This is a genomic window from Caballeronia sp. SL2Y3 (assembly GCF_022879575.1).
In the GTDB taxonomy this organism is placed as follows: domain Bacteria; phylum Pseudomonadota; class Gammaproteobacteria; order Burkholderiales; family Burkholderiaceae; genus Caballeronia.
The window spans coordinates 142076-162392 of the sequence record NZ_CP084263.1; the positions used below are offsets into that span (position 1 = coordinate 142076).

At 63.7% G+C, this 20317-nt stretch carries 19 protein-coding genes; 3 read left to right on the forward strand and 16 right to left on the reverse strand.

The window, feature by feature from the left end; translation table 11 throughout:
- Genes LDZ26_RS22980 through LDZ26_RS22990 form a run of 3 tightly spaced genes read left to right on the forward strand, consistent with a single transcriptional unit; the run spans position 1 to position 3548 of the window.
- Positions 1-1311, forward strand: a complete 1311-nt coding sequence (locus LDZ26_RS22980; protein WP_244851606.1) for an amidase — start codon at positions 1-3, stop codon at positions 1309-1311.
- Positions 1312-1358: 47 nt separating this feature from the next.
- Positions 1359-2024 (forward strand): GntR family transcriptional regulator, encoded by a 666-nt coding sequence (locus LDZ26_RS22985; protein ID WP_244851607.1) that lies wholly within the window; start codon positions 1359-1361, stop codon positions 2022-2024.
- Between the two features lie 27 nt (positions 2025-2051).
- Positions 2052-3548, forward strand: a complete 1497-nt coding sequence (locus LDZ26_RS22990; protein WP_244851608.1) for an amidase — start codon at positions 2052-2054, stop codon at positions 3546-3548.
- A 46-nt stretch (positions 3549-3594) separates the two neighbouring features.
- Here the strand turns inward: LDZ26_RS22990 and LDZ26_RS22995 are convergent, their stop codons facing one another.
- The 16 genes from LDZ26_RS22995 to LDZ26_RS23070 form a co-directional block, all read right to left on the reverse strand.
- Positions 3595-4827, reverse strand: a complete 1233-nt coding sequence (locus LDZ26_RS22995; RefSeq protein WP_244851609.1) for an FAD-binding oxidoreductase — start codon at positions 4825-4827, stop codon at positions 3595-3597.
- 327 nt (positions 4828-5154) lie between these two features.
- Positions 5155-5865 carry a GntR family transcriptional regulator gene (locus LDZ26_RS23000; protein ID WP_244851610.1) on the reverse strand — a complete coding sequence of 237 codons (711 nt, stop codon included), beginning with the start codon at positions 5863-5865 and terminating at the stop codon, positions 5155-5157.
- Between the two features lie 54 nt (positions 5866-5919).
- On the reverse strand, positions 5920-6318 hold the full coding sequence (gene hpxZ / locus LDZ26_RS23005; RefSeq protein ID WP_244851801.1) for an oxalurate catabolism protein HpxZ: 399 nt from the start codon (positions 6316-6318) through the stop codon (positions 5920-5922).
- 9 nt (positions 6319-6327) lie between these two features.
- Positions 6328-6987 (reverse strand): cysteine hydrolase family protein, encoded by a 660-nt coding sequence (locus LDZ26_RS23010; RefSeq protein ID WP_244851611.1) that lies wholly within the window; start codon positions 6985-6987, stop codon positions 6328-6330.
- Between the two features lie 4 nt (positions 6988-6991).
- On the reverse strand, positions 6992-7990 hold the full coding sequence (locus tag LDZ26_RS23015) for a formamidase (protein WP_244851612.1): 999 nt from the start codon (positions 7988-7990) through the stop codon (positions 6992-6994).
- A gap of 18 nt (positions 7991-8008) precedes the next feature.
- The gene (locus LDZ26_RS23020) at positions 8009-9601 is read right to left on the reverse strand and encodes an ABC transporter ATP-binding protein (RefSeq protein ID WP_244851613.1); all 1593 of its coding nucleotides are present in this window, start codon (positions 9599-9601) and stop codon (positions 8009-8011) included.
- A complete protein-coding gene (locus tag LDZ26_RS23025; protein WP_244851614.1) occupies positions 9598-10296 on the reverse strand; it encodes a cysteine hydrolase family protein in 699 nt (232 codons plus the stop codon). The genes LDZ26_RS23020 and LDZ26_RS23025 overlap by 4 nt, the downstream gene beginning before the upstream one ends.
- 32 nt (positions 10297-10328) lie before the next feature.
- Positions 10329-11255, reverse strand: coding sequence for an ABC transporter permease (locus tag LDZ26_RS23030; RefSeq protein ID WP_244851615.1), 927 nt, complete (start codon positions 11253-11255; stop codon positions 10329-10331).
- Positions 11248-12363 carry an ABC transporter permease gene (locus tag LDZ26_RS23035; RefSeq protein WP_244851616.1) on the reverse strand — a complete coding sequence of 372 codons (1116 nt, stop codon included), beginning with the start codon at positions 12361-12363 and terminating at the stop codon, positions 11248-11250. The genes LDZ26_RS23030 and LDZ26_RS23035 overlap by 8 nt, the downstream gene beginning before the upstream one ends.
- Positions 12364-12387: 24 nt before the next feature.
- Positions 12388-13485, reverse strand: a complete 1098-nt coding sequence (locus LDZ26_RS23040; protein ID WP_244851617.1) for a BMP family ABC transporter substrate-binding protein — start codon at positions 13483-13485, stop codon at positions 12388-12390.
- Positions 13486-14119: 634 nt separating this feature from the next.
- On the reverse strand, positions 14120-15859 hold the full coding sequence (locus tag LDZ26_RS23045) for an ABC transporter substrate-binding protein (protein ID WP_244851618.1): 1740 nt from the start codon (positions 15857-15859) through the stop codon (positions 14120-14122).
- 102 nt (positions 15860-15961) lie between these two features.
- Positions 15962-16243, reverse strand: coding sequence for a DUF2160 domain-containing protein (locus LDZ26_RS23050; protein WP_244851619.1), 282 nt, complete (start codon positions 16241-16243; stop codon positions 15962-15964).
- Positions 16243-17055 (reverse strand): carbohydrate ABC transporter permease, encoded by an 813-nt coding sequence (locus LDZ26_RS23055; protein ID WP_244851620.1) that lies wholly within the window; start codon positions 17053-17055, stop codon positions 16243-16245. Before LDZ26_RS23055 ends, LDZ26_RS23050 begins: the two co-directional genes overlap by 1 nt.
- Positions 17045-17941, reverse strand: coding sequence for a carbohydrate ABC transporter permease (locus tag LDZ26_RS23060; protein WP_244851621.1), 897 nt, complete (start codon positions 17939-17941; stop codon positions 17045-17047). Before LDZ26_RS23060 ends, LDZ26_RS23055 begins: the two co-directional genes overlap by 11 nt.
- Positions 17938-19062: an ABC transporter ATP-binding protein gene (locus tag LDZ26_RS23065; RefSeq protein WP_244851622.1), complete on the reverse strand. Its 1125-nt coding sequence runs from the start codon at positions 19060-19062 to the stop codon at positions 17938-17940. Before LDZ26_RS23065 ends, LDZ26_RS23060 begins: the two co-directional genes overlap by 4 nt.
- On the reverse strand, positions 19049-20140 hold the full coding sequence (locus tag LDZ26_RS23070) for an ABC transporter ATP-binding protein (RefSeq protein WP_244851623.1): 1092 nt from the start codon (positions 20138-20140) through the stop codon (positions 19049-19051). Before LDZ26_RS23070 ends, LDZ26_RS23065 begins: the two co-directional genes overlap by 14 nt.
- Positions 20141-20317 lie beyond the last annotated feature (177 nt).

Sequence of the window (20317 nt, forward strand, 5' to 3'; positions counted from 1 at the left end):
ATGAATCGATCCAACGAGTCACTGCTCGCGACACTGATCGCGAACCGTAACGACGATGCCGCCGCGCGTGCGACGCTGCTCGACGCGCAGGCCCGCGCCGATGCGGTCGATCCGTGGCTGCGCGCCTTCGTCCATCGGCCGCGCGCATACGATCTGAGCGATGCCGTTGCGCGCCCGCTTGCGGGCGTGCCGATCGGCGTCAAGGATCTCGCCGATACCGCCGATATGCCGACGAGTTACGGCTCGCCGGCCTACGGCGGGCACCGGCCGGAGCGCGACGCACGCATCGTTTCGACCATCCGTGAACTCGGCGGCACGATTTTCGGCAAGACCGCGACGACCGAGTTCGCCTGGCGCGGACCGGCCGCCACCGTCAACCCGTGGAACCGCGCGCACACGCCGGGCGGCTCGTCGAGCGGATCGGCGGCGGCTGTCGCGGCAGGCATCGTGCCGCTCGCCATCGGCACGCAGACGGTCGGCTCGATCATTCGGCCGGCCGCCTATTGCGGCGTCGTCGGCTACAAGCCGTCGTATCGGGCGGTGCCGACAGAAGGCTTGCATCCGCTCGCCGCGTCGCTCGATCACGTCGGCTTCTTCGCGCGATCCGTCGAGGATGTCGCGATCGCCCACGCGTTGTTCGTCGATGGCGCGGCACAGGCGGTCGAAAGCGAATCGGCGTGGCGCGACCGCTTTGCGCGCGACTCGTCCACGCTGACGCTCGGCGTCGTTCGTACGCCGTTCTGGGATGACATGATCGCGCCGGATCAGCGCGACAACTTCGATGCCTCGCTGCGCACGCTGAGCGAAGGCGGCGTGCGCATCGTCGAACTCGACTATGGCGCGGACCTGCGGCAGATGCGCGAAGCGACGCTGACGATTCTCGCGGTGGAGGCGTATCGCGCCATCGGCGAAGTGGCGGCACGCGCGCCGGCGCTGATAAGCGAGCACATGCGCCTGCTGTTGTCCGAAGGCCGGGCCATGCCGCTCGAACGCTATCAGCAGGCGTTGCTGTTGCAGGCGCAGGTACGCTCGCAATCCGCCGCGCTCATGCAAGGCTGCGACGCGCTCGTGACCATACCGGCCAGCGGCGAGGCGCCCCGGGGCTATGCGGATACAGGCGACGCCCGCTTCTGTGCGCCCTGGAGCCTCATGGGCGCGCCCGCCATCAACGTGCCATCCGGCTGGAGCGATGCCAACCTGCCGCTCGGCTGTCAGGTGATCGGCGCATTCGCCGACGACGCGAGGCTGCTGCGCATCGCCGCGCGCATCGAGAACCTGCTGAACTTCGAGAGACGCGCCCTGCCCGTCTGAACGACGTGCCGCACCGCACGCGATAACGATAGCTCATGGAGACGAGCATGAACCGGCCCTTTCGCACGATCCAACAATACGTGCTCGGCACCTTGCGCGCAGAGATCCTGAATGGCGTCTATCCGCCGAATACGCGGCTTCGTCAGGAAGAAATCGCCAGGCGCATGAGCGTCAGCACGACGCCGGTACGCGAAGCGTTCCGCGATCTGCGTGCGGAAGGACTGGTCTCGATCGATCCCAACAAGGGCGTCGTCACGCGCGCGCTCACGGCCGCGGACGTGATCGAAATCTACGAACTGCGGATGGTGCTGGAGCCGATGCTGGCCGAACGCGCCTGCGCGCATGTCAGCGACGACGATCTCGCGGCTGCGGAGAAGGTCCACGGCGAGATGTGCGCGACATCGTGGTCCGAGACGTGGGCTGTCCTCAACGAGGACTTCCACCAGCATCTGATGAAGGCTGCATCCGGCACGCGCCTCGCCGAAGTTGTCGAGAACCTTTCGCTGGTTGCGCGGCCTTACGTATCGCTCTCGATGCACGTCAAGCGTGACATTCTGGACAGCAACAACCGCGAGCATGCAGACTTGCTCCATGCGTACCGCGCACGCGATACGCGCGCCGTCCGTGAGCAAACGCGCGCACACCTGGAAAACACGCGCGATGCGGTTATCGCGTGCGTCGCCCAGGGCCTGCGTCCGCAAGCGGCGGCCTGATCGCTCATCTTTTCCTGTCCGATGCCCATGACGCACGACTCCCTCGCCTCCCTCGCCTCCCTTTCCGCCGTCGATGCGCGCCGCCTGATCGAAGAGCGCAGCATCTCGCCCGTCGAACTGCTCGAAGCATGCATCGCTCGCGCGGAGGCCATCAATCCTGCCGTGAACGCGTTGGCTGCGACCTCATTCGAGCGCGCCCGCGCCGAGGCGCGCCGTGCCGAAGCAGAGGTCATGCGCGGCGGGCGGCTCGGTTTGCTGCACGGCTTGCCTGTCGGGGTGAAGGATCTGGAAGAGACAGCGGGCGTGCTGACGACTTACGGCTCGACAATGTATCGCTCGAACGTGCCCGACGAAGACAACGCGATGGTCGCGCGCATTCGCGCGGCGGGCGCCATTGTGATGGCGAAGACCAACACGCCTGAAATGGGCGCGGGTGCGAACACGCGCAATGACGTCTGGGGCGCGACGGGAAACCCGTTTGCGCCGCTGCTGAACGCGGGCGGATCGTCGGGCGGATCGGCAGCGGCGCTTGCCACCGGCATGATGCCGCTCTGCACCGGTTCAGACACCGGCGGCTCGCTGCGGATTCCTGCCGCGCTATGCGGAGTCGTGGGGCTGCGGCCATCGCCGGGACTCGTGCCAGCCGACCGGCGCGAGCTTGGATGGGCGCCGATCACCGTCAGCGGCCCGATGGGCCGGACCGTCGCCGACGCGCGCTTGCTTCTCGCGGCGCAAGCCGGCTTCGACGCGCGCGATCCGCTGGCATACGACGTCGGCTCCGCCGCGCTGGCGCAGCACCGGCCAACGGATGTCGCGAAACTGCGCATCGGCTTTACCGATGACTTCGGCGTCTGCGCGCTCGACGACGCATCGCGGGCGACGTTCCACGCGAAGGTCGACAAGATCTCACGCTACGTTGCCGCGTGCGAACCGGTGAGCATCGACATGACCGGCATCGACTGGTGCTTCGACGTAGTGCGAGCGCAGAACTTCGTCGCGCAGTTCAAGGAAACGTATGAGCGCGATCCTTCGCAGCTCGGGCCGAATACGCGCGCGAACTTCGAGATGGGCGCGTCGATGACGCTCGGCGACGCGGTCTCGGCGCACAAGTTGCAGACCACCTTGTATAGGCGCTTTCAGTCGCTCATGCAGCACTATGACGCGATCATTTCGCCTACCGTGTCCATCACGCCCTTTCCATGGTCGCAATGGCACCTCGAAGCGATCAACGGCAAGCCGCTCGATACTTACTATCGCTGGCTCGGGCTGACTTATCTGGTTTCGCTGATGACCAATCCGGCGCTATCGCTGCCGTGCGGCGTTGACCATGCCGGCATGCCGTTCGGTGTGCAGGTGATCGGACCCGCGCGTGGCGACGGGCGCTTGCTCGACATTTCGCAGGCGCTGGAAGACGCATTCAAATCGGAAGACGCGTTGCGGCGCCATGAGCCCGATCTCGATGCACTGTCGCGGCCCGTGCCTGAGTTGCGGGCCATCGTGTCGTCGCCGCCGATCATCGCTTAGATGGGTCGTCGGTTTCCGGATCGAACCCATCCGAGCCATCCCGCGCTCAGAATCGCTCCGCACGGAACGGCGTCAGGTCGACCGCCGGAGGGGTGCCTGTAATCGCTTCTGCAATCAAACGCCCGGTGATGGGCCCAAGCGTCAGTCCATGATGCGCGTGGCCAAAGGCGAACCATAGGTTCCGGTGATGCGGCGCGGGTCCGATGACGGGCAACATGTCCGGCGTGCAGGGACGACGGCCGAGCCAGGGCTCGGAATCGAGTCGCTCCCCCAAGGGAAATACTTCGCGGGCCAGGGGTTCGATGGCTTCGAGTTGCACGGGCGTCTTCGGTGAGTCCCGAAAGCCGAGTTCCACGCCCGTGGTCAAGCGAATGCCTCTCACCATGGGCGTAATCATGTAGCCGATTTCCGCGTCGAGAACCGGCTGATTCAGCGTCGCGCCGGCCTTGCTTGCGTAATGCATGTGGTAGCCGCGTTTCACCTCTAGCGGCAGGCAATACCCGAGCTTCGTGGTCAGGTCGCCGGACCACGGGCCCATCGCGATGACCGCGACATCCGCCCGCACATCGCCGAAATCCGTTCGAACGCGCCAGCCCTTCTCGAGCGTGGATGCGTCTCCCACGAGCACTTTGCCGCCGAGCTTCTCGAAGAGCTTCGCGTACGCACCGACAAGGCCGGCGGGGTCACTCACCGAATCCGACGACGAGTAGCGTACGGCAGCCCGCAGGACGGAACTCAAAGAAGGCTCGGTGCGATGCAGCGCATCTCCGTCCAATACGTCGAAGTCGATTCCGTATTCTTCTCGCCAGCGTGCCGCCTCCGCGACGGCGGCTTCGAAAGCTCTGCCTGTACGAAATGCCTTCATCCAACCGTTCTTTCGCAATAGCGCCTGTGCGCCCGCCGCTTCGATCAGCTCCCGGTGTTCCGAAACGCAATGCTCTATGAGCGTCGAATAGGCTCTCGCGATCTTTGCGTGACGGTCAGCTCGGGAGTGCTGCCAATACTTCACCAGGAACGGCGCCAGCCTTGGCATCGCCATCGGGTGATAGCGCACGTCCGTCGCGCGATTGCGTGCGTAGTGCGCAAGGGACGCAAAGTCGCGAGGCAAGGCGTACGGATACACGCCTTCGCGCTGAATGAGGCCTGCATTTCCGAGCGACGTTTCGTTCCCGGGCGCTTTGCGGTCGATCAGCGCCACGTCGAGGCCTCGACGCTGCAGTTGCAAAGCGACCGATGTTCCGACAATGCCGGCGCCGAGGACCATTGCGTCGAACTTCATGTTCTCACTCCTTGCTTTATCCACCACGCAAAGGGCTCCATCGCTCGGGCCGCCCGGATTCGTGTGCTTGAACTGCCCAACTCGCTAAGGAAACTCTCTCTAGTTGTTTCAGAGAATCTTTCAAAGACTCTAGCGAGTGAGTTTATACCTCTGCCCGGAGCGTGCAGCGGCTGCACTTTGGTAAGCGCGTGAGGACGTGCCCGAGAGTGCGTTCATGCAATCCGCCAATGAGAAGTCGGGCGCACTTCACACTCCGCCATGTTCTTCGCGTTGAGACTGCTGTCTTAAGAATTTATCCCTTATAGCCAGACGTACCTGTCCAAGCCCTCAACCCACGAACGGCAGCTTGCGCTCACGCGCTTGCGCCAGCATCGATACGGTGATCTTCCGTACCTCCAGCTTGCTCTGCGTGATATGCGAACGCAGCAGCATGGCCGCTTCACCGCACTTGCCACGGTCGATGCAGCGAAGCATCTTCGCGTGTTCCTCGTACGTTGCGCTGGTCCGATGCGGCTTCAGGAAATCCAGCCGCCGCACGATGCGGATGCGCTCCGTGACCTCGTCGTGCACACGCAGCATCTCGCCGTTGCCGCTCGCGCGAACGAGTCCGCGATGAAAGTCCTCGTCCATGGTGAACATCGCGACGGGGTCCGTTTCGCGCGCCTCCGGCGGCACGCACCAAACGGCCTTGAGGGCACTGATGTGCGGATGTGGCGGCACAGCCGACGCGAGCTTGTCGAGCGAAGCGGTCTCGAGAACGATGCGCAAGTCATAGAGCTGGTCGAGTTGCGCGAAGTCGATCTCGGACACCTTCCAGCCGCGCCTGAACCCCACCTCCAGATAACCTTCGCGCAACAGGCGAAACAGGGCATCGCGCATCGGCGTGCGGGACACGCCGTAGTATTGCGCGATGTCCGTCTCCGAGAAGCGGTCGCCGGGAAAGAGACGAAAGCTGAAGATGTCCTGCTTCAGCTGCTGATACACCTGTTCAGCGAGCGGGTTCGCTTCCTGAATGGCGCGCACGGAAGGGCGCTCCATGGCTTTGGGCGAGTCGATTCGGTGTCTCCTGCGAGGGTTGCTTAAAGGGCTTCCTCAGGGCGCTTCGATCAAGCTCACGTGGGCAGCGACGATCATCCATCCCGCGAATGCGTTCGTCTTGTCCGAAAGCCGCGCCCATGTCTGCATCTGGCGGCCGAGCAGAGGCGTCGCGTCGCTGGTGAACTCTGTGCTGACCGTGGCATGATCCGCGCCGAACGTCGTCACGACCGTGCGATGCAACCGGCGCAAACGAGGCACCGGCGCACAGGTCCCGCGCCACCGGCGAATGGCATCGCCGCCATGCTGCACTTCCGCGATGCCGTAGCGCACGGTTTGCGGCGCGTGCCAGAAGAGCGCGTTCATGGTGGCGACGTCGTTATCGACGAGCGCCCGTTCATACGCAATGAACGCCCGCTCCACTTCGGCCACGATATCGGGGCGGTTCACTTCCATCGTCATAGGTCAGGCTTCCTGTAGATCGCCAAGCGTCGCCGTCCATCCGACGATACCGCCCTGCGAGCGAATCATCTCGATGGTCGCGGTCTTGAACGCGGGGATGTAACTCGCCGTCGCATCCTCGATCAGCACGCATTCGTAGCCGCGGTCGTTCGCTTCCCGCATGCTCGTCTGCACGCACACTTCGGTCGTCACGCCCGCGAACACCAGATGCGTGATGCCGCGTTGCGCCAACTCTTCGCCGAGACGCGTCGCATAGAAAGCGCCTTTGCCCGGCTTGTCGATCACGAGCTCGCCCGCGACGGGCGCGAGCTCATCGACGATGGCATTGCCCGGTTCGCCGCGTATGAGAATGCGGCCCATCGGTCCCATGTCGCCGATGCGCGCCTGCGGTGCGCCGCGCAGCCGCTTCGCAGCGGGGCAATCCGAAAGATCCGGCGCATGCGACTCGCGCGTATGCACGACGAGCCAGCCCTCGTTGCGCGCGTGATCGACGAGCCGCGCCACCGTCGGCACGATCGACGCGAGCAGCGACACATCGTTGCCGAGGCTTTCGCCGAAGCCGCCGGGTTCGATGAAATCGCGCTGCATGTCGATGACGATCAACGCGGTATGCGATGCCTCGAAGGTGAACGGCGACGGCCGCGCGCGCGAGATGGTCGGCATCGCATCACCCTTTGTAGCGGCGTTCGGGCGCCGGAAAGCCGCATGACGTACCGTCTTTGACGACGACATCCTCATCCCAGGGCAAGCGATATTCTCCGCGCACCATGTCCTGCATGAACGTGTACGGGCAATCCTGCGCGCCGCCCTTCACGGCCACGTAGCCGCGATGCCCGAACTGGTAGATGTTGTTCTCGACGCCCCAGTGAATGCGCGCTTCGCGCACGAGATCGGGCCGCATTTCGCACGTGATGATTTCGTCGGGACGATGGCTGCCTTCCACCATCACCGCGCCGTCGAAATCGCAGAACATGCCCTCGCCCATCGAGTCGAACGTGCCGTCGCTGCCGCACAGACACACGCTCGCGGTCTGCGCGAGATTCTGGAACGCGTTCGACTGATTGGTGATCTTCCATGCATGCCGGATCGGCGCGGTATAACCGGCCGTGCGCAGAATGATCTCCGCGCCCTTGTACGCGGCTTCGCGCGCCATCTCCGGAAACATGCCGTCGTGACAGATGATGAGCGAGAGCTTCGCGCCCTTCGGCCCGATGCACACCGGCACGCCGACATTGCCCGGCTCCCACGGCTCGACCGGCACCCACGGATGCATCTTGCGGTAGTACAGCGCGATCTCGCCCTGATCGTCGATGATGATGCCGCTGTTATACGGATTGCCGCCCGGATTGCGCTCCATGATGGAGAAGCATCCCCAGATGCGATGCTCGACGCAGGCAGCCTTGAATGCCGCCACTTCGGGGCCGTCGAGCGAGCACATGATGGCGTCGTCGGTGCTCATCGACAGGCCGTGCAGCATGTATTCGGGGAACACGACGAGATCCATCGCCGGATTGTTGCGCCGCGCCTTGCCCACCATGTCGACGATGCGACGCGTTTGCGCGGCGAGCTGCGCAGGCGTCGCCACATCCGGATTCTGCAACTGCACGAGTCCCACGACGATGCCTTGCGGCGACTTGTTCAACCCACCGAGACCGCTCGAACTCATTCTTCCTTGCTCCTTTCCTTATGCGTGGACGGTGACCGGCTCAGACGTATCGCGCGTGGCGCTTTCGACGTGGCCCGCCATGTGTCTTCCCAACGCGACGCGATCCGCGCCGCTTGCAGCCGTTTCATGAACGATCCGGCCTTCCGCGATCACCGCGATGCGGTCTGCCAGTTCCAGCAGTTCATCGAGGTCTTCGCTGACGAGCAGCACAGCCGCGCCGCTATCGCGTGCGGCGAGAATGCGCGCGTGAATGTCCGCCACCGACGCGAAGTCGAGCCCGAACACCGGATTCGCGACGATCAGCACATCGACCGCCTGTCCGAGTTCGCGCGCGAGCACCGCGCGTTGCACGTTGCCGCCCGACAGCGTGCCGATGGCGCGTGCAGGCACCGGCGGCCTGACGTTGAATTCGGCGATGAGCCGTTCGGCCCGCTCGCGCATTGCGCGGCGATCGAGCCGCCAGCCGTGGCGCTTCATCGGCGGGCGATCGAAGTCGCGCAACGCGAGGTTCTCGGCAACGCTCATGTTCGCGACGCATGCGTTGCGCAACGGTTCCTCGGGCAGCGCGAACACGCGCAGCCGCGTCATTTCCTCCCGCGTCGCGCGATACTGCTCGCCGTGCATGCGCATCTCGCCCGCCTCGACGCGCCGCTGGCCGACGAGCGCCTCGATCAGTTCCTTTTGTCCGTTGCCCGATACGCCCGCGATACCGAGGATCTCGCCCGACTTCACCGCGAGGGAAACTTCGCGCACGGCCGCATGCCCGCGATCGTCGATCACGCTCAGGTTTCGCAACGCGAGGCGCACCGGCGCATCCGACGGACAAGGCTTGCGCGCAGGGCGCGTCTGCGCCAGCTCCGGATCGTCCGATGGCGCTTCGCCGCCCATCATCCATGCCGCGAGCCGGTCGCGGCTCGTGTCCGCCACCGCGCTCGTGCCGACGAGCCTGCCTTTGCGCAGCACGGTGACGTCGTCGGCATAGGCCATCACTTCGCGGAACTTGTGCGTGATCATCAGCACCGTCAGTTCGCCGCGCGCGGCGAGATCGCGCATGAGGCCGAGCACTTCATCGGCTTCCTGCGGCGTCAGCACGGAAGTCGGTTCGTCGAGAATCAGAAAACGCTGCTGCAGATACAACTGCTTCAGGATTTCGAGCTTCTGCTTCTCGCCTGCGGCAAGGCCGGCGACAGGGGCGTCGAGCGGCAGCCGGAAGGGCATCGACTGCATGAACGCTCGAAGCGCGGCGCGTTCCTTCGCCCAGTCGATCTTCCACGGCAGACGTCCTCGCGCGAGCAGCAGGTTCTCTTCCACCGACAAGCCCGCCGCCAGCGTGAAGTGCTGATAGACCATGCCGATGCCGAGCGCCTGCGCATCGCGCGGCGACGCGATCTTCACCTGCCGCGCATCCGCGACGATCTCGCCGTCGTCCAGCACGCCATAGCCGACGAGTCCTTTCACGAGCGTGCTCTTGCCCGCGCCGTTCTCGCCGAGCAGCGCATGGACGGTGCCCGCGCGCACTTTGAGCGTCACGCCGTCGAGCGCGGTAAAGGCGCCGAAGCGCTTGGTCGCGCCGAGCACTTCGACGCTCATCGCCTTGATCGAAGCATTCATGGCCGGCTTCCCAGCGCGGCGAGCAGCGCCTTCGAATCGGACACGGTGCCGAACACGCCGCCCTGCATCAGCACCATGTTGAGCGCGGCGTCGTGGTTGCCGCGGTCGGTCGCGCCGCAGCAGTCCGCGAGAATCGTGCATTCGAAGCCGCGGTCGTTCGCTTCGCGCATCGTCGTGTGGACGCAGACGTCCGTCGTGATGCCCGTCAGCACCAGATTGACGATGCCGCGCGTGCGCAGCACCATTTCGAGGTCGGTGGCGCAGAACGAGCCTTTGCCCGGCTTGTCGATGACAATCTCGCCATCCACCGGCTTCAGTTCGTCGATGATCTCCCAGCCCGGTTCGCCGCGCACGAGAATCTTGCCGCACGGTCCTTCATCGCCGATGCCCACGCCTTGCGTTCCCGCGCGGCGGCTTCGCCATCGCTTGTTGGCGGGCAAGTCGGAAAGGTCGGGCCGATGCCCTTCGCGCGTATGGATGATCGTGAAGCCCTGCTCGCGCATCAGCGTGAGGACGTTCCTGATCGGCTCGATGGGCGCGCGCGTCATCGAAAGGTCGTAGCCCATCTTGTCGACATACCCGCCGACGCCGCAGAAATCCGTCTGCATGTCGATGATGACGAGCGCGGTGTTCTCAGGGAGCAGGTTGCCGTCGTAAGGCCAGGGATAGGGCCGTGCTTCGATGAAGCGGGTCATGGGTTCGCTCCGTGATTTGATCGACGAGTGAATCAACGAGTGAGGCTGAGTTCGCCGGGCGCGCCGGCGAGCGTGCGGTCCGGCCGGCAGTTGATGAGCATGATCGCGAGCGTCAGCACATAGGGCGCGGCGTTGAAGAGGTAATAGCCGCTCGTGACGCCGATAGCCTGAAGCGCCGGCCCCAGCGCGCCCGCGGCCCCGAAGATCAACGCGGCCCACAGGCACCGCAACGGCTGCCAGCGCGCGAAGATCACGAGCGCGACGGCCATCAGGCCTTGTCCGCTCGACAGGCCTTCGTTCCAGCTGCCCGGATACACCAGCGACAGATACGCGCCGCCGACACCCGCGAAGAAGCCGCCGGCGGTCGTCGCGAGAATGCGCACGCGCGTGATCGGATAACCCATCGCGCGGGCGCTTTCCGCGTTCTCGCCGACGAGACGCAGCGCCAGACCCCAGCGCGTATGACGCAAGCCCCATTGCAATGCGAAAGCCAGCAGCACCCCCGCGATGAACAGCGGATTCACATGCAGCGCGTTGTGCAACTGCGGCGACGACGCCCATGCGCCGAGATCGATCGACGGCAGCATCGGCGCCTGCGGCTCGATGAACGGCTTGCCGAGATAGAACGCGAGGCCGGTGCCGGCGAGCATCAGCGCAATGCCGAATGCGATATCCGACACGCGCGGCAGCGAGCACACGAGACCGTGCAGGCAGCCGAGCAGCAGCCCGGCGCATCCGGCGGCGAGCACCCCGAGCCACGGCGAACCGGAGAGATATGCGGCGGCGTAACCGGTCATCGCGCCTGAAACGAGAATGCCTTCGAGCCCGAGATTGACGCGGCCGCCCTTCTCCGTGAGGCATTCACCAATGCTCACGAACAGATAGGGTGTGCTGACGCGAATGGCGCCCGCAAAGAGCGACAGCAAGAGCACGGCGACGGGTGAATGTGCATCAAACATGCGTGCCCTCCAGTCCTGCGGCTGAACGCGCGGCCGAGATCGCCTGCAAGCGGATGCGCCATGCCGCGAGGCGGCCGCCCATTGCTTCCCACGCGAGCAGGTTGGCGAACAGCAGGCCCTGCAAGACGAGCGTCGTGGCGTCGGGCAAGCCAAGACGGCGTTGCAGGAGCGACCCACTCGCTTCGATGCCGCCGACGAGGACCGCGCACAACACGATGGCGAGCGGATTCTGGCGCGCCGCGAACGCGACGAGGATGCCTGCATAGCCATAGCCCGCGAGCAGCGAGGCGTTCGCGCTGCCCTGCACCGCCGCGACTTCGAACATGCCGGCGAGGCCCGCCGCCGCGCCGCCCATCGCGCATGCGGCAATGGCGAGCCGGTTCACCGGCAGGCCGACGAGCTTCGCCGCATGATTGTTGCCGCCCGCGACGCGCATCGCGAAACCCTTGGTGCTGTGTCGCACGAAGACCCATGCCGCGATGCACGCGAGCGCGCCCCACAGCAGGCCCCAGTGCACGTCGAGGCCGGGCAGCGAACCGATGGCGAGCGCATCGGGGACCGGTGGCGTCGACGGCTTGTTGAGGCTCGCGGGATCGCGCAACGGGCCTTCGACGAGATGTTTGAACAGGGCGATCGCGATATACGACATCAACAGGCTGCTGATGGTCTCGTTGACGCCGCGCAATTGGCGCATCGCGCCGACCGCGCCGATCCATACGCCGCCAGCAAGCATGCCGGCAAGCGCCATCAGCGGGGCCGCCGCGAACCAGGGCAACGCGGCGGGCACGTGCGCCGCCACGACGGCCGCGGCCAGTCCGCCGAGCGCGAGCGCGCCTTCGCCCCCGATCACGATCAGCCCGACCTGCGCGGGCAGCGCGACGCACAACGCGGTGAGCATCAACGGTGCGGCGCGCAATAACGTGCTCTGCCATGCGAACGACGAGCCGAACGCGCCCTGCCCGATGAGCACGAGCGCATCGTAGGCGGGTTGGCCCTGCACGAGGAGAAACAACGAGAACAGCGCCAGCGTGCCGGCGAGCGCGCACAGCGTGGGCAATGCGGGCAATGCGCCGACGGCTGCGCGCGACAACAAGGAAGAAGATGGCATGTCAGCTCCGCTTAGCGAACCCCGTCAGATCTGCCCGACGACGCCCGAGACGAGATAGTTCATGCTCTCCAGCTTGATATCCGTCTGCGCGTAAGCGGTGCCGGACGCGATGGCGCTGCCGCCCTTGTTGTCCTTCAACGGGCCTTTGAAGATGACGTATTCGCCCGCCGCCATCTTCGTCTTGATCGCATCGGCATTGGTCTTGGCGTCCGGCGTGACCTTCGCGCCATAGGGCGACATCTTCACGAAGCCTTGCTTGAGACCGCCGCGCAGAATGTTCGGTTGCGGCTTGCCGGTCTGCGCATCGGTGACGATTTCCCTGAACGGCGTCTGCCAGTCCCATTCCGCTCCGGTCAGATAACCCTTCGGCGCAAGCGCGGCCTGGCTCGCGTGATAACCGCAGCTCATCGCGCCGCGTTTCTCCGCCGTTTCGATGACGACCTTCGGGCCATCGACGTGGCAGGTGAGCACGTCGCATCCCTGATCGACGAGACTGTTGGCCGCTTCGGCCTCCTTGACCGGCATCGACCAGTCGCCGGTGAAGATGACATGCGTCGTGATCGACGGATCGACCGATTGCGCGCCGAGCGTGAAGGCGTTGATGTTTCGCAGTACCTGAGGAATCGGCTTGGCGGCGACGAAGCCGAGCTTCTTGCTCTTGCTCACGTGACCGGCCACGACGCCGTTGAGGTACTGGCATTCGTCGATATAGCCGAAGTAACTCGCGATATTCGCCGGGTCGCCCTGCTTCCACAGACCGCCGCAATGCGCGAACCGGACCTTCGGATACTTCGCCGCCATCTTGAGCACGTGCGGATCGAAATAGCCGAACGAGGTCGCGAAGATCAGCGTCGCGCCGTCCTGCTCGATCATCGCTTCCATCGTCTTTTGCACGGCGACGGTCTCGGGCACGTTCTCTTCCTCGACCACTTTCACGCCCGGCATCTTGCGGATGACCGCCGCGGCCTGTGCCTGCGCCTGGTTGTAGCCGTAATCGCCCTTGGCGCCGACGTAGATCACGCCGACGGTGAGGTTGCTCGCGCCGAACGCGAGATCGAACGGCAAGGCGCTGCCGAGCGCGAGCGCGCCCGCGCCTTTGATGAACTGGCGGCGATTGGTCATGGTGTGGCTTCCTGTGTGAATGGATGGTCGGAGTGGGGATGCGACGCTGTGCCGGTACGTGCGCCAGCCGCCGAATGAAGTGATGTCGCGTGTGCCGCTTTCAGGCTCGACCTCGCGGCCATCGTCGGTCGCGGTCGTGCAGATGCCGGGCGGTGAGATACGGCGCGCGTAACCGTCGAGCGCATCGAGTCCCGCATCGGCGACGTCGTGCGCGAAGGTCGACAGCGAGTGCGCGTGCGTACGTCTCGACGAGCGAACGGACAGTGATCGGCATAGCGGCCACAGATGCCTGCATGAGTTCAATCTTGAATACAAGTCGAACTCGCAACGCACTGTCCATGCCAAGCGAGGTTGTCGGTTTCGAATCAAGGACTTGCCGGAGTCAAGTCGAAACAGGTCGACGCGCGCTGACTCATTCGAGGTCACGAAGCGGCCAGCGATGGTGCGTCGAATCCCGTTGAGGGTGCACTGAGGCAGATATGGGCCACGCGGCGTCGAAGTAGTCGGGCGTGAAGGAACACTCGACCGTCTAGTGACCGGTACCTCCGGCGCGGTCGCCGTTACCAAGAGCGCAAAAAAAAAGGCGGCACCGTCAAGCGCCGCCCATCCATAAGCACCGACCACCGCAGAACCGCTACCGCACCTTGCCCGCCTTCCAAGCCGACAGCAACTGCTCATACTTCACGGTCTCGCCCTTCGGCTTCTCGTTGGAAAGCCGCTTCCAGGGCGCGTGCTCGTCGGACAGCCACTTGGACGGATCGCTTTGCGGATTCAATTCCGGCGCGCAAACCTTCATTCCGGCTCGCTGCAAACGGGCCAACACCTGATCCATTTCCTTCGCGAGGTTGTCCATTGCAGCTTGCGGAGTCTTTTCACCCGCGACCGCGGTGCCCACGTTCTTCCACCAGAGCTGCGCCATCTTCGGATAATCGGGCACGTTGTTGCCGGTCGGCGTCCACGCGACGCGCGCCGGACTGCGATAGAACTCGATCAGGCCGCCGTACTTGTCCGCGTTTTTCGTGAAGTAGTCGCTATGAATATCGGAGTCGCGAATGAACGTGAGACCGACAATCGACTTCTTCAGCGACACGCTCTTCGACGTGACGAACTGCGCGTACAGCCACGCGGCGGCTCGCTGCTTCGGCGGCGTCGACTTGAAGAACGTCCACGAGCCGACATCCTGATAGCCGTTCTGCATGCCGTCCTTCCAGTAAGCGCCGTGCGGCGAAGGCGCCATGCGCCACTTCGGCGTGCCGTCCGCATTCGTGACGTTGCCCGGCTTGAGCATCGAGGCCGTGAACGCGGTGTACCAGAACACCTGTTGCGCAATCCGGCCTTGCGCGGGCACCGGGCCGGCCTCGCTGAAGGTCATGCCCGACGCTTCTGGCGGCGCGTATTTCTTGAGCCAGTCGATGTATTTGGTCGTCGCGTAAACGGCTGCCGGGCTGTTGGTGCCGCCCCCGCGCGACACCGACGCACCCACCGGATGACAACCGTCCGGCGTCACGCGAATGCCCCATTCGTCGACGGGCATGCCGTTCGGAATGCCCTTGTCCGCTGCGCCCGCCATGGAAAGCCACGCGTCCGTGAAGCGCCAGCCAAGCGAAGGGTCCTTCTTGCCGTAATCCATATGGCCGTAGACTTTCTCTCCGTCGATGTTTTTCACATCGTTCGTAAAGAACTCGGCGATGTCTTCGTACGCGGACCAGTTGACCGGCACGCCGAGATCGTAGCCATACTTGGCCTTGAACTTGTCTTGCAGATCCTTGCGTGCGAACCAGTCCGCGCGGAACCAGTAGAGATTCGCGAACTGTTGGTCGGGAAGCTGATAGAGCTTCTTGTCGGGCGCGGTCGTAAAGCTCGTGCCGATGAAGTCTTTCAGGTCGAGCCCGGGGTTCGTATATTCCTTGCCCTCCCCTGCCATGTAATCGGACAGCGGGACGATCACGCCATAGCGATAGTGCGTGCCGATCAGGTCGGAGTCCGAAATCCAGCCGTCGTAGATGCTTTGCCCGGATTGCATCGAGGTCTGCAATTTCTCGACGACGTCGCCTTCCTGAATGATGTCGTGCTTCACCTGAATGCCGGTGATCTCACTGAATGCGGCCGCAAGCGTCTTGGATTCGTAGGTATGCGTGTCGATGGTTTCCGACACGACATGAATCTCCTTGACGCCCTGCGATTTGAGTTTCGCAGCGGTGTCGATGAACCATTTCATCTCGTCCATCTGCTGCTGTTTCGAAAGCGTGCTCGGTTGAAACTCGCTGTCCACCCATTTTTGCGCCTCGGGCGTGCCCGCGAGCGCCTGATTCGCGAAGGCGCCTGACACGATGCTCGCCAATGCCAGCGTGACGATCCGTCTCCTCTGATGCATGGTCTTCTCCTGTCTCTTCCGTGCCCCTTCGACCGTGTCGGCGCCCGCTGGGGGCATCAGCGGAACCGGCAGTTGCCCGTCTTCATCGCATGCGTCCGCTATCTAGCCCTTCCACATGATCGCGAGCAATATCAGCACGGAGGCCGCGAAGCCCGGCCATGAACTGGAGCCCTCGGCGCTGATTGCGAGCCACGCGAGATTGATATACGCCGCAGTCAAGAGGCCGATGAACAGCCGGTCACCGCGAGTCGTCGGGATAGGCAGAAAGCCCTTGCGTTCATGCGTGGGCGAGCGCAGTTCCCATACGGTCATGCCGCCCAGCATCACGACGATGCAGGCGAAGAAGATCGCGACCTCGGGGGTCCAGTACATCCAGGTGAACATCACACTCTCCCCATCGCGAAGCCCTTCGCGATGTAGTTGCGCACGAAGTAGATCACCAGCGCGCCGGGAACGATAGTCAGCACGCCCGCCGCCGAGAGTACGCCCCAATCCATGCCGGCCGCCGACACGGTCCGCGTCATCACGGCAGCGATAGGTTTCGCGTTGACCGACGTCAGCGTGCGCGCGAGCAGCAGTTCCACCCAGCTGAACATGAAGCAGAAGAATGCCGTCACGCCGACGCCCGACTTGATGAGCGGCAGAAAGATCTTCACGAAGAAAGCGGGAAACGTATAACCGTCTATGTACGCGGTTTCGTCTATTTCACGGGAGACGCCCGACATGAAGCCTTCGAGAATCCACACGGCAAGCGGCACGTTGAACAGCATGTGCGCGAGCGCGACGGCAATGTACGTGTCGGTGAGGCCGACGCTCGAATAAAGTTGGAAGAATGGCAGCAGGAATACGGCGGGCGGCGTCATGCGGTTGGTCAGCAGCCAGAAGAACATGTGCTTGTCGCCCAGAAAGCGATATCGCGAGAACGCGTACGCGGCGGGCAACGCGACCAGCACCGACATCACCGTGTTCATCAACACGTAGATGATCGAATTGATGTAGCCCCAGTACCACGAAGGATCGGTGAAGATCACCTTGTAGTTCGCCAACGTCGCGTGCTGCGGCAGCGTGGCGAAGGTCGCCATGGTTTCCTCGTTCGTGCGCAGCGAGATGGAAACCATCCAGTAAAGCGGAATGAGCGCGAACAGCACATAGACGACGAGCATCGACGTCCGCATCCAGCGGCGCTTATCCTGCATGGTCGGCTCCTTGGGCGGCGATCCCGCCTTTGCCTACGCGGCTCATCCAGCTATAGAGAATGAAGCAAAGCAGCAGAATGATGAGGAAATAGATCAGCGAGAAAGCCGCCGCCGGGCCGAGGTCGAACTGACCGACCGCTTTCTGAGTCAGATACTGACTGAGGAATGTAGTGGAATTGCCGGGGCCGCCGCCTGTCAGCACGAACGGCTCGGTGTAGATCATGAAGCTGTCCATGAAGCGCAGCAACACGGCGATCATCAGCACGCCGCGCATCTTCGGCAGTTCGATGTAGCGAAATACCGCGAAGCGGCTCGCGCCATCTATTTCCGCGGCCTGATAGAAGGCGTCCGGAATCGCGCGCAAGCCCGCATAGCACAGCAGCGCGACGAGCGGGGTCCAGTGCCAGATGTCCATCACGAGCACGGTGATCCATGCGGCCGTGGGACTCGCCGTGTAGTTGTAGTCGAAGCCGAGACTATTCAGCCAGTAGCCGAGCAGTCCGATATCCGGCCGACCGAAGATCTGCCAGATCGTGCCCACCACGTTCCATGGAATCAGCAACGGCATGGCAAGCACGATGAGCGTCGCCGATGCGCGCCATCCGGAAGCCGGCATCGACAATGCGAGACCCACGCCCAATGGAATCTCGAACAGCAGGACGCACGCGGAGAATATGACCTGCCTGCCGAGCGCCTCGCGCAAATCTGGATCGGTCATGATGTTGCGAAACCATTCGGTACCGACGAACACGTGCTGAGTCGGCCCGATGATGTCCTGCACCGAATAATTGACCACCGTCATCAGCGGCAGGATCGCGGAGAACGCGACGCAGATGAATACCGGAATGACCAGCAGCCATGCTTTCTGATTGACGGGCTTGTTCATCGCGCGGCCCCTTCCGGAATGCGGGTTTCGATTCTTTCGTCGTTGCAGAAGAACACGGTTTCAGGCGCGATGAGATGAAGCCAGGCAGGGCCGTCGACAACCCTTAGATGCGGCTCCAGCTTGGCATTGAAAACATGGCCGTCGCATTGCAGAGTGACCAGTTGATAGTTGCCGAGCTGTTGCGCGCGCAGCACTTGCGCGGCGACCGCGCCGGCTTCTCCTTGCTGCGAGAGGCGGACGAACTCCGGGCGAATCCCCAGCTTGAGCGCGCCGCTCGACTGCTGATGCGCGGCCCGTAGCGTTGCAAGCGTGTGGGCGTCGAGCGGCAAGCGCTGCGAGCCGATTCTGGCGCCTTCGGAGTCGAGTTCGATCGGACACAGGTTCATGCCCGGACTGCCGATGAAGTAGCCTATAAAAGCGTGATCCGGCCGCAGAAAGAGCGCATCGGCTCCTCCCTTCTGAACGACGCGGCCATTGGTCATGACCACGACTTCGTCGGCGAAAGTCAGCGCTTCGACCTGATCGTGCGTCACGTAGATCAGCGTGAGCTTGAGTTGCTGGTGGATCTTCTTCAGCTGACGGCGCAGCATCCACTTCATCGCCGGGTCGATCACGGTCAACGGTTCGTCGAAGAGAATCGCCGCGACGTCCTTGCGCACGAGGCCGCGCCCGAGCGAGATTTTCTGCTTGGCGTCGGCGGCCAGATTGCTTGCCTTCATCGGCAGATCGCGCGTCATATCGAGAATGTCCGCGACTTCGTGCACGCGCTTCTTGACCTCGGCGGCCGGCAGCTTGCGATTCTGTAGCGGAAACGCGAGGTTCTCGAAGACGGTCATCGTGTCGTAGACCACGGGGAACTGGAACACCTGGGCGATGTTGCGCTGACGTGCGCCAAGCGCCGTCACATCGCGTCCGTCGAACAACACCTTCCCCTCGGACGGCGTGACGAGCCCCGACACGATGTTCAATAGCGTGGTCTTGCCGCACCCCGATGGACCGAGCAACGCATAAGCGCCGCCGTCGTCCCAGACCATGCTCATGGGTTGAAGCGCGTAGTCGTCGCGCGTCGCGGGTCCTGGTCCGTAAGCGTGCGCGAGATTCGAAAACTCAATGCGCGCCATGAGCGGCCTCCGGGCGGGACACCAGCCGGGTATCCGCGCCGAACACGAACAGTTCTCGCGGGTCGATGAAAACGTCGAGCTCGGTGCCGAGCTCGATCTGATGCACGCCTTGCAACTGCGCAACGAGATTGACCGCGCCGGTCAGCGTGCGCACATGCAGATACGTTTCCGAGCCGCTCAGTTCAGCGAGTTCGAGCCGGCAGCGAACGGCGATCGCATGGGAGGCGTTCGGCTGAAGACGCAGATGCCCCGGCCGGATGCCGATGCGGCACGCGCCGTTCACAGCGTCACCGTGCCGGACCGGAACCTCCACGCCGATCGGCAGACGCGCGCGGCCGTTGGCGCAGTCGCTCGTCAGCATGTTCATCGGCGGGTCGTTGAAAACAGCCGCGGCGGCGACGTCGATCGGGGCGTTATAGACGTCGAGAGTCGGACCGAACTGCAGGACGCGGCCTTTATCGACGATCGCCGTATAGCCGCCCAGCAGTAACGCTTCGAGAGGTTCGGTGGTCGCGTAGACGACAGTGGTGTTGCCGTCGGCGAAGAGCGTAGTCAGTTCCATGCGCAATTCCTCGCGCAGCTTGTAATCGAGATTGACGAGCGGCTCGTCGAGCAGCACCAGCGACGTACGCTTCACGAGCGCACGCGCGAGCGCGCAGCGCTGCTGTTGTCCGCCCGACAGTTCGCCGGGCCGCCGCTCAAGCAAATGATCGATATGCAGTTTGGCTGCGACTTCGTGCACGCGCCGGCGGATTTCGGCAGCGTCGGTCTTTTGCAGGCGCAGAGGCGAGGCGATGTTTTCGAAAACCGTCATCGCCGGGTAGTTGATGAACTGCTGATAGACCATCGCGAGATTGCGCCGGCGCACGCTGACGCCGGTCACGTCCTGGCCGTCAACGAGCACTCGGCCTTCGTTCGGCCTGTCGAGACCCGCCATCACCCGCATCAGCGTGGTTTTACCCGCCTGCGTGGGTCCGAGAAGCACATTGATGGCGCCTGGGACGAGGCGCAAATCCACGCCGTACAGATACGGTTGCCCGCCAGAAACGACACTGACTCGCTCCAGTTCCAGAACCAAATCGCTCTCCTTTGCGGCGTGCGCGACGCCAGTCGCAGAGGCGGCGCTTCAGTGCGGCGTCGATTGGATTTCGCTTGGATTACGTGCAGCAGGCAGAATGTCCCTTTTGTTGGATTCCGTTTAAATCGGGGTAAACCTTACGACAGGAAGAAAAGGACACGCCGAGGGACGAGGCAC

Bases quoted from the DNA above. Each gene is read 5' to 3' on its own strand.
- LDZ26_RS22980 (WP_244851606.1), top strand. From the start codon at position 1: ATGAATCGATCCAACGAGTCACTGCTCGCGACACTGATCGCGAACCGT.
- LDZ26_RS22985 (WP_244851607.1), top strand. From the start codon at position 1,359: ATGAACCGGCCCTTTCGCACGATCCAACAATACGTGCTCGGCACCTTG.
- LDZ26_RS22990 (WP_244851608.1), top strand. From the start codon at position 2,052: ATGACGCACGACTCCCTCGCCTCCCTCGCCTCCCTTTCCGCCGTCGAT.
- LDZ26_RS22995 (WP_244851609.1), bottom strand. From the start codon at position 4,827: ATGAAGTTCGACGCAATGGTCCTCGGCGCCGGCATTGTCGGAACATCG.
- LDZ26_RS23000 (WP_244851610.1), bottom strand. From the start codon at position 5,865: ATGGAGCGCCCTTCCGTGCGCGCCATTCAGGAAGCGAACCCGCTCGCT.
- hpxZ (WP_244851801.1), bottom strand. From the start codon at position 6,318: ATGGAAGTGAACCGCCCCGATATCGTGGCCGAAGTGGAGCGGGCGTTC.
- LDZ26_RS23010 (WP_244851611.1), bottom strand. From the start codon at position 6,987: ATGCCGACCATCTCGCGCGCGCGGCCGTCGCCGTTCACCTTCGAGGCA.
- LDZ26_RS23015 (WP_244851612.1), bottom strand. From the start codon at position 7,990: ATGAGTTCGAGCGGTCTCGGTGGGTTGAACAAGTCGCCGCAAGGCATC.
- LDZ26_RS23020 (WP_244851613.1), bottom strand. From the start codon at position 9,601: ATGAATGCTTCGATCAAGGCGATGAGCGTCGAAGTGCTCGGCGCGACC.
- LDZ26_RS23025 (WP_244851614.1), bottom strand. From the start codon at position 10,296: ATGACCCGCTTCATCGAAGCACGGCCCTATCCCTGGCCTTACGACGGC.
- LDZ26_RS23030 (WP_244851615.1), bottom strand. From the start codon at position 11,255: ATGTTTGATGCACATTCACCCGTCGCCGTGCTCTTGCTGTCGCTCTTT.
- LDZ26_RS23035 (WP_244851616.1), bottom strand. From the start codon at position 12,363: ATGCCATCTTCTTCCTTGTTGTCGCGCGCAGCCGTCGGCGCATTGCCC.
- LDZ26_RS23040 (WP_244851617.1), bottom strand. From the start codon at position 13,485: ATGACCAATCGCCGCCAGTTCATCAAAGGCGCGGGCGCGCTCGCGCTC.
- LDZ26_RS23045 (WP_244851618.1), bottom strand. From the start codon at position 15,859: ATGCATCAGAGGAGACGGATCGTCACGCTGGCATTGGCGAGCATCGTG.
- LDZ26_RS23050 (WP_244851619.1), bottom strand. From the start codon at position 16,243: ATGTTCACCTGGATGTACTGGACCCCCGAGGTCGCGATCTTCTTCGCC.
- LDZ26_RS23055 (WP_244851620.1), bottom strand. From the start codon at position 17,055: ATGCAGGATAAGCGCCGCTGGATGCGGACGTCGATGCTCGTCGTCTAT.
- LDZ26_RS23060 (WP_244851621.1), bottom strand. From the start codon at position 17,941: ATGAACAAGCCCGTCAATCAGAAAGCATGGCTGCTGGTCATTCCGGTA.
- LDZ26_RS23065 (WP_244851622.1), bottom strand. From the start codon at position 19,062: ATGGCGCGCATTGAGTTTTCGAATCTCGCGCACGCTTACGGACCAGGA.